The organism is Pseudoalteromonas sp. H71, assembly GCF_001468485.1.
GTDB lineage: Bacteria > Pseudomonadota > Gammaproteobacteria > Enterobacterales > Alteromonadaceae > Pseudoalteromonas.
In genome coordinates, this window is sequence record NZ_LODI01000028.1 from 22,361 (window position 1) to 28,821 (window position 6,461).

General features: G+C 40.3%; 9 protein-coding genes. 7 read left to right on the forward strand and 2 right to left on the reverse strand.

The window, feature by feature from the left end:
- Positions 1 to 20: 20 nt before the first annotated feature.
- From dprA to hemF, 5 genes are all read left to right on the forward strand, one after another.
- Entirely contained in the window at positions 21 to 1,112 is a 1,092-nt protein-coding gene (gene dprA, locus ATS71_RS12935) for a DNA-processing protein DprA (RefSeq protein ID WP_058405190.1), read from the forward strand.
- 1 nt (position 1,113) lies between these two features.
- On the forward strand, positions 1,114 to 1,587 hold the full coding sequence (locus ATS71_RS12940) for a DUF494 family protein (RefSeq protein ID WP_058405191.1): 474 nt from the start codon (positions 1,114 to 1,116) through the stop codon (positions 1,585 to 1,587).
- 119 nt (positions 1,588 to 1,706) lie between these two features.
- A complete protein-coding gene (locus ATS71_RS12945; protein WP_058405192.1) occupies positions 1,707 to 2,282 on the forward strand; it encodes a DNA topoisomerase family protein in 576 nt (191 codons plus the stop codon).
- Positions 2,283 to 2,307: 25 nt separating this feature from the next.
- Positions 2,308 to 2,871, forward strand: a complete 564-nt coding sequence (locus tag ATS71_RS12950; protein WP_058405193.1) for an L-threonylcarbamoyladenylate synthase — start codon at positions 2,308 to 2,310, stop codon at positions 2,869 to 2,871.
- Position 2,872: 1 nt separating this feature from the next.
- Positions 2,873 to 3,823 carry an oxygen-dependent coproporphyrinogen oxidase gene (hemF, locus tag ATS71_RS12955; protein ID WP_058405194.1) on the forward strand — a complete coding sequence of 317 codons (951 nt, stop codon included), beginning with the start codon at positions 2,873 to 2,875 and terminating at the stop codon, positions 3,821 to 3,823.
- Positions 3,824 to 3,865: 42 nt separating this feature from the next.
- Here the strand turns inward: hemF and ATS71_RS12960 are convergent, their stop codons facing one another.
- Positions 3,866 to 4,303, reverse strand: a complete 438-nt coding sequence (locus ATS71_RS12960; RefSeq protein ID WP_058405199.1) for a group II truncated hemoglobin — start codon at positions 4,301 to 4,303, stop codon at positions 3,866 to 3,868.
- Between the two features lie 53 nt (positions 4,304 to 4,356).
- Here ATS71_RS12960 and aroE point away from each other — a divergent pair, with 53 nt between their 5' ends.
- Together aroE and ATS71_RS12970 are read left to right on the forward strand one after the other, a co-directional pair.
- Complete coding sequence (gene aroE / locus ATS71_RS12965; RefSeq protein ID WP_058405195.1) at positions 4,357 to 5,181, forward strand: shikimate dehydrogenase; 825 nt, start codon at positions 4,357 to 4,359, stop codon at positions 5,179 to 5,181.
- Positions 5,178 to 5,438 (forward strand): DUF1488 domain-containing protein, encoded by a 261-nt coding sequence (locus ATS71_RS12970; RefSeq protein WP_058405196.1) that lies wholly within the window; start codon positions 5,178 to 5,180, stop codon positions 5,436 to 5,438. Before aroE ends, ATS71_RS12970 begins: the two co-directional genes overlap by 4 nt.
- On the opposite strand, the gene ATS71_RS12975 is transcribed toward ATS71_RS12970, so the two are convergent.
- Entirely contained in the window at positions 5,421 to 5,957 is a 537-nt protein-coding gene (locus ATS71_RS12975; protein WP_058405197.1) for a gamma carbonic anhydrase family protein, read from the reverse strand. The genes ATS71_RS12970 and ATS71_RS12975 overlap by 18 nt on opposite strands.
- Positions 5,958 to 6,461 lie beyond the last annotated feature (504 nt).

Genomic DNA, 6,461 nt, shown 5'->3' on the forward strand with positions numbered 1-6,461 from the left:
TCGGTGCTCTAGGAGAGAGCATGGATCAGTCATCAGGCAAGTTAGCTCACTGGCTTGCCTTTTATATGTGTAAGGGATTAGGTACAAAAACCTTATTGGCCCTATCTAAACACCACCCACTTGAGTCATTGTTTGACTTACCCCACGCTAAATTACTCGAGTTAGGCTTAACCGCTAACCAGGCCAGTAATTTACTCAGTACAGACTGGCTACAAGTACAGCATTATGAGGAGCGTATTGCGCAGCATTGTATAGAGGTAATTTGTTTTTTTGATGCACGTTACCCTGATTCATTAAAGCAGATAGCTAGCGCACCCTTATTACTTTTTTGTAAGGGCGATGTGTCTTTACTTTCTAGCTCGCAAATAGCCATTGTTGGGAGCCGTAACGCCACCCCAACAGGGCTTGAAATAGCATCAGAGTTTGCATACGAATTAACGAATGCAGGTATTACCATTACATCGGGCATGGCCAGAGGAATAGATGGTGCTGCGCACAAAGGTGCACTAGCTGGATCTGGTAAAACCATTGCAGTATTAGGTACGGGCGTTGATATTTATTATCCTAAACGTCATAAACTGTTAACCGAACAAGTGCTCAATAGTGGTTTATTAATCAGTGAATTTTTACCCGGTACTGCCGCTAACGCGCATAACTTTCCTCGTCGAAATAGAATTATTTCGGGCTTATCTTTAGGTGTTTTAATTGTTGAAGCTGAAATTAAAAGTGGCTCATTAATTACGGTGCGTTATGCGCTTGAACAAAATAAAGAGGTGTTTGCAGTGCCGGGCTCTATTAAAAACCCGCTTGCACAAGCCAGCCATTTTTTAATTAAGCAAGGGGCTAAACTTGTTGAAAATGTGACAGATATTTTAGATGAAGTGAGCTTTTCTTATCAAAGCGGTCTATATAGTAAAGAAGAGACGCTGCAGCAAAGTAGTGATTGCGAAGTTTTAAATAGCATTGGGTTTGAGGTAACAACCGTTGACGATATTGTACGCCGAGTTCAGTGGCCAATAGATAAGGTGTTGGCAAGATTGCTTGATTTAGAGTTAGACGATCAGATTGAACGTATTTTAGATGGTTATATTAGGCTAAGCGCAGGAAGGTAGCATGTTCGATATACTTATGTATCTATTTGAAAATTATATTCATAGCGAAGCTGATATTTTTGCTGAACAAAATGAGCTAACTGATGAGTTAATGCGAGCCGGATTTAATAAACCAGAAATTTTTAAAGCGCTCAATTGGCTAGAGCAATTAGCCGATTTACAACATAGCGATGAATCCCCATATTTAATTGCCAACCCAGGGCATGCTATTCGTATTTTTACTCAAAGCGAATGCGCCATGCTTAACGTTGAGTGTCGTGGCTTTTTAATGTTTGTTGAGCAGATTGGCGTTATAAACAGTATTACTCGTGAAATGGTCATGGATAAACTCGCCGCGCTTGATAAACCAAGCATTAACCTAGACGATTTAAAGTGGTTAGTGCTTATGGTGCTGTTTAATGTACCTGGCTCCGAAGAGGCCTATGGGCAAATGGAAGACTTAATTTTTGATGAGCCCACTGAATTGTTGCATTAATGCCTTATTAATTTATTACTCATTACGTAAATTACTTAAAGCTAAGCGTTCACCATAGCTTGTATCTTTAAGTGGTTTGGGTATATTAGGCGAAAATTCACTTATCTCTTAGGAACACCATGAGTAAAATCGATCATTCGCTTTTCTCGGCGAATAAACACGCCTTAGAAAAAGAATACGAAATATGCCCACAGTGTGGCTCAGAGTTAGTGATGCGCAATAGCAAGTCAGGCCCTTTTTTGGGATGTGCAAGCTACCCTCAATGTGATTTTATTAGGCCATTAGTGCACCACGAAAGTAACGAAATAAAAATACTTGAAGATTCAGCGTGCCCTCAGTGCAGCAAACCGCTGGTGGTTAAAAACGGACGTTACGGTATGTTTATTGGGTGTACGGGGTACCCTGACTGCCACTACATTGCAAACGACAACGAGCAAAAGGAACAAGAGGTTACACTACCTTCATGTCCTAAATGTAAAAAAGGTCACTTAGTTGCGCGGAGTAACAAGTTCGGTAAAGTGTTTTACTCATGCGACAGCTACCCAAGTTGTAAATACACACTCAATAATAAACCTGTAGAGCAACCTTGCCCTAAATGTAACTGGCCCATCGTCATAGAAAGACAAATGGCAAATGGTACACTACTACAATGCCCACAAAAAAGTTGCATGCATAAACTTGCTAAACCTCAATAACATTTAATTATTTTTGGAGACTACTTTGTCAGAACTTTCAAATATGCCTTCGGCACTCTCTTGCTTAAATCAAGGCGATGTCATTGTTTATCCAACAGAGGCTGTGTTTGGTTTGGGTTGTGATCCAGATAATCTGCACGCTGTTGAGAAATTACTGGCAATTAAACAGCGTCCCGTTGAAAAAGGCCTTATTTTAATTGCAGACAACTATGGGCAATTACTAAAGTATGTTGACGACGCCAAAATACCCATCGACAAACGTGCAGATATATTCTCTAGTTGGCCGGCTGCTATAACTTGGGTTATGCCAGCAGCAAAAGGTACACCAAAATGGCTAACAGGGCAGTTTGATACAATTGCAGTAAGAGTAACAAGTCACCCAACAGTTAAACGCTTATGCCAAGAATTTGGAAAGCCACTGGTATCAACGAGTGCAAATTTAACAGGCCAAGAAACAGTAATAAGTATTGAGCAAGCAAAAGAGCAATTTGCTGATCAAGTTGGTTTTTATGTTGACGAGCCATTAGGTGGCAACACACAACCCAGCACAATAAAAGATGCCATGACCGGTAAAGTATTTAGAGGGTAATATGCAAAGCGAATTATTAGAACAAGTAAAAACCTACTTTATGGCTTTACAGGATACGATTTGCCAGGGGCTAGAAGCTGCTGATGGAAGCGCTAAATTTGTTGAAGATAGCTGGCAAAGAGCTGAAGGCGGTGGCGGGCGTACTCGCGTTACTACCAATGGCACTATCATAGAGCAAGGTGGGGTTAATTACTCTCATGTATTTGGAGCCTCAATGCCAGGCTCTGCAACCGCCCATAGGCCAGAGCTTGCAGGACGAAGCTTTCATGCATGTGGGGTATCACTTGTTATTCACCCAAAAAATCCGCATGTGCCAACAAGTCATGCCAACGTACGATTTTTTATAGCCGAAAAAGAGGGCGAAGAGCCTATTTGGTGGTTTGGCGGCGGATTTGATTTAACCCCTTTTTACCCGGTATTTGAAGATGTCCAGCATTGGCACCAAGTGGCACACGATATCTGTGCGCCGTTTGGTAGTGACGTTTATCCAAAATATAAAACATGGTGCGACGAGTATTTTTATTTAAAACACCGAGATGAAACACGAGGAGTAGGTGGTTTATTTTTTGATGATTTAAATGAATTAGGTTTTGAGCAAAGTTTTTCGTTTATGCAATCAGTCGGGAATGGCTTTTTAGACGCCTATATCCCAATTATTGAACGCCGTAAAAATGATAAATTTACCGAGCAACAGCGTGATTTTCAACTCTACCGTCGCGGCCGTTACGTTGAGTTTAATCTGGTTTGGGACAGAGGCACCTTGTTTGGCTTACAAAGTGGTGGGCGAACAGAGTCTATTTTAATGTCTATGCCACCACTGGCTCGCTGGGAGTATAACTTCACACCCGCTGAAAACAGCCTTGAAGCAAACCTATATCAGTATTACTTACGACCACAAGCTTGGCTTTCGAGTAAACCAGAAGAGTTAATAGCCCGAGAGTGGCAGATATAAACAATAAAAAAGACGCGAAAGCGTCTTTTTTATTGTTTATGATTAATGTTGGTTAATCATGTGGCTTGCTAGTTGGGCGAATGAGTTTTTAAGCCCTTCTCGAAGTAGCGGGTTATCTATTTCTATATCAAGGGTTTTGTTCATACAATACATCCACTGATCCCGTAAGTTTTGATCAATTAAAAATGGCATATGGCGTTTACGTAGCATGGGCTGTCCATGCTTTTGCTCAAAGAGGGCGGGGCCACCTAACCAACCTGATAAAAACTCGAAAAAGACTTGGCGAATCCTATCTAATGGTTGAGGATGCATATCATATAACGGTTTAGCGTATTCATCTGAGGCCATAATGTCGTAGAATCGTTCAGAAATAGCGCGTGCCCCTTTTTCTCGGCCAATTATTTCGTAAGGTGTTTTTTCAGGCGTAGGTGTTTGATCTACTTTTTCAGGCTTAGATTTAGAAAAAAGTCGTTTAATCATATTATTTATCATCGTTTATAGGCAGCACTTAGCTGCAAAGAGGTTGAGTTGAAATGGACAAATATGCGGTTTTTGGAAATCCAATTAAACATTCAAAATCCCCCGCGATACATAAACAATTTGCTATCTCACTAGGTGAGCAAATCGACTATCGCGCAATATTAGCACCTATCGACAGCTTTGAAAAAACAGTATCGACTTTTTTTGAGCAAGGGGGAAAAGGTGCAAACGTTACCATGCCATTTAAAGAACAAGCGTTTGCCATGGCCGATGAGTTAACGCCGCTTGCAAAAATAGTAGGAGCGGTTAATACACTCAAAAAAAGAGACGATGGTACATTATTAGGAGATAACACCGACGGTGTTGGTTTTGTAAATGACCTGCTTGCTAATAAAGTTGTGATTACAAATAAGCGTATTTTAATAATTGGTGCTGGTGGTGCGGCAAGGGGAGTAATATTACCATTGCTTGAACAAAAACCCGCAGAAATTATTCTTGTTAATCGTACCGCTCAAAAGGCAAAAAACTTAGCTCAGCTATTTGCTGAATACGGAAAAGTTTCAGGCTATGGGTTCGATGATTTACCAGTAAGCGATTACTCACTAATTGTAAACTCAACATCTAGCAGCATGAATAACGAATTGCCAGCTCTAGATAAAAAGCACTTAACATGCTGTGATGTTGCATACGATATGTTTTATTCACTGACAAACACTATTTTTATGAACTGGGTAGCAGGGCATAATAACAGCACTAAGCTTTTAGATGGCAGTGGCATGTTAGTAGGCCAAGCAGCACAAGCTTATTATGTTTGGCATAATAAAATGCCAGAAATCCTTCCTGTAGTTAAAGCGCTTAAACAAGGCTCACTAAAATGAACCAAGCTATACAATTTATAGATAGACTCGAATTTAGGGAGCCTGATCACCAGTTGGTATTTTTTGCTCAGGTGAATGGCATGCTAGTGGAATGTATTATTGCTGTAAGTAAGCTTAAACTAACTGATGAAAGTCACGCTACAGAGTATTTTGAAAAATATCGTTTTGAATACGAAGAACGTGCCGAGCAACTAATAGAAGAAGAAAGTTATAACTCGGCAGGTCATATAGAAGTGGACTTAGTTAGCTTCAGCTAAATATTCATCTTTTAATTGGACATAGTTATCTGCCGATATTTTTAAAAAAGCGAGCTCCTGCTCAGTCAATGGACGGGCTTGCTTTGCTGGACTTCCTACATACAAATAGCCTGATTCCAAGCGCTTATTGGGTGGTACCAACGAGCCCCCACCAATAATAACATCGTCTTCTACAACTACGTTATCCATGACAATCGCACCCATACCCACGAGTATACGGTTACCAAGTACGCACCCATGTAGCATTACTTTGTGACCAACCGTTACATCGTCGCCTATTATAAGAGGGTAACCATCCGGGTTGCTTTTAGTTGCACGCGATAAATGTAATACACTGCCATCTTGAATATTAGTACGCTGACCAATACGAATATGGTTAACATCACCGCGAGCAGCAACTAAAGGCCACACACTGCTATTATCACCTAAAGTGATATCACCGACTAATACTGACGACTCGTCTATATAAACAGATTTATTAAATGAAGGAGTAATTCCTTTATAAGAACGTATTGCCATATATGCACCTTTAAATTAAAAATTATGAGTATTTAGTGTAACAGTAGCGCTTGATTCAGTGCCAGCAAAGCCTATATTGATTATAAAACTACCAGTTTTAAGTGCTTTCGCTCACATACTAACCGAACAGTGTGTTTTTTTAGTTTTTCTTTAAAAAAGTACTTGCGTAAAAATCTGTTCTCCCTATAATGCGACCCCACTGAGACGGCAGGCGCCAACGCATAGCGAGGCAAGAGTTAATCAGAGAGTTAAGTGAAACTTCAGTTTTAAATCATCTCAAGAAAGTTTAAAACAAAGTGTTGACTCGAAAAATAAAGGATGTATTATACGCATCCCTAGCGACANCGTCGCAACGTTCTTTAACAATATAAAGCAATCATCTGTGTGGGCACTCGTACAGATTGAGTTCTAACAGCCAAGCTACTTCGCTCTTTATTGAGCAAGTAACGAGGCAAACAAATTAGAGTCTCAATTGAAACTGAGTGACCAACAGAATAATTACTT

What these genes read in the sequence shown, in the direction of transcription:
- ATS71_RS12960 (WP_058405199.1), bottom strand. Translation starts at nt 4,303, where the DNA reads ATGATTAAACGACTTTTTTCTAAATCTAAGCCTGAAAAAGTAGATCAA.
- ATS71_RS12975 (WP_058405197.1), bottom strand. Translation starts at nt 5,957, where the DNA reads ATGGCAATACGTTCTTATAAAGGAATTACTCCTTCATTTAATAAATCT.
- aroE (WP_058405195.1), top strand. Translation starts at nt 4,357, where the DNA reads ATGGACAAATATGCGGTTTTTGGAAATCCAATTAAACATTCAAAATCC.
- hemF (WP_058405194.1), top strand. Translation starts at nt 2,873, where the DNA reads ATGCAAAGCGAATTATTAGAACAAGTAAAAACCTACTTTATGGCTTTA.
- ATS71_RS12945 (WP_058405192.1), top strand. Translation starts at nt 1,707, where the DNA reads ATGAGTAAAATCGATCATTCGCTTTTCTCGGCGAATAAACACGCCTTA.
- ATS71_RS12970 (WP_058405196.1), top strand. Translation starts at nt 5,178, where the DNA reads ATGAACCAAGCTATACAATTTATAGATAGACTCGAATTTAGGGAGCCT.
- dprA (WP_058405190.1), top strand. Translation starts at nt 21, where the DNA reads ATGGATCAGTCATCAGGCAAGTTAGCTCACTGGCTTGCCTTTTATATG.
- ATS71_RS12940 (WP_058405191.1), top strand. Translation starts at nt 1,114, where the DNA reads ATGTTCGATATACTTATGTATCTATTTGAAAATTATATTCATAGCGAA.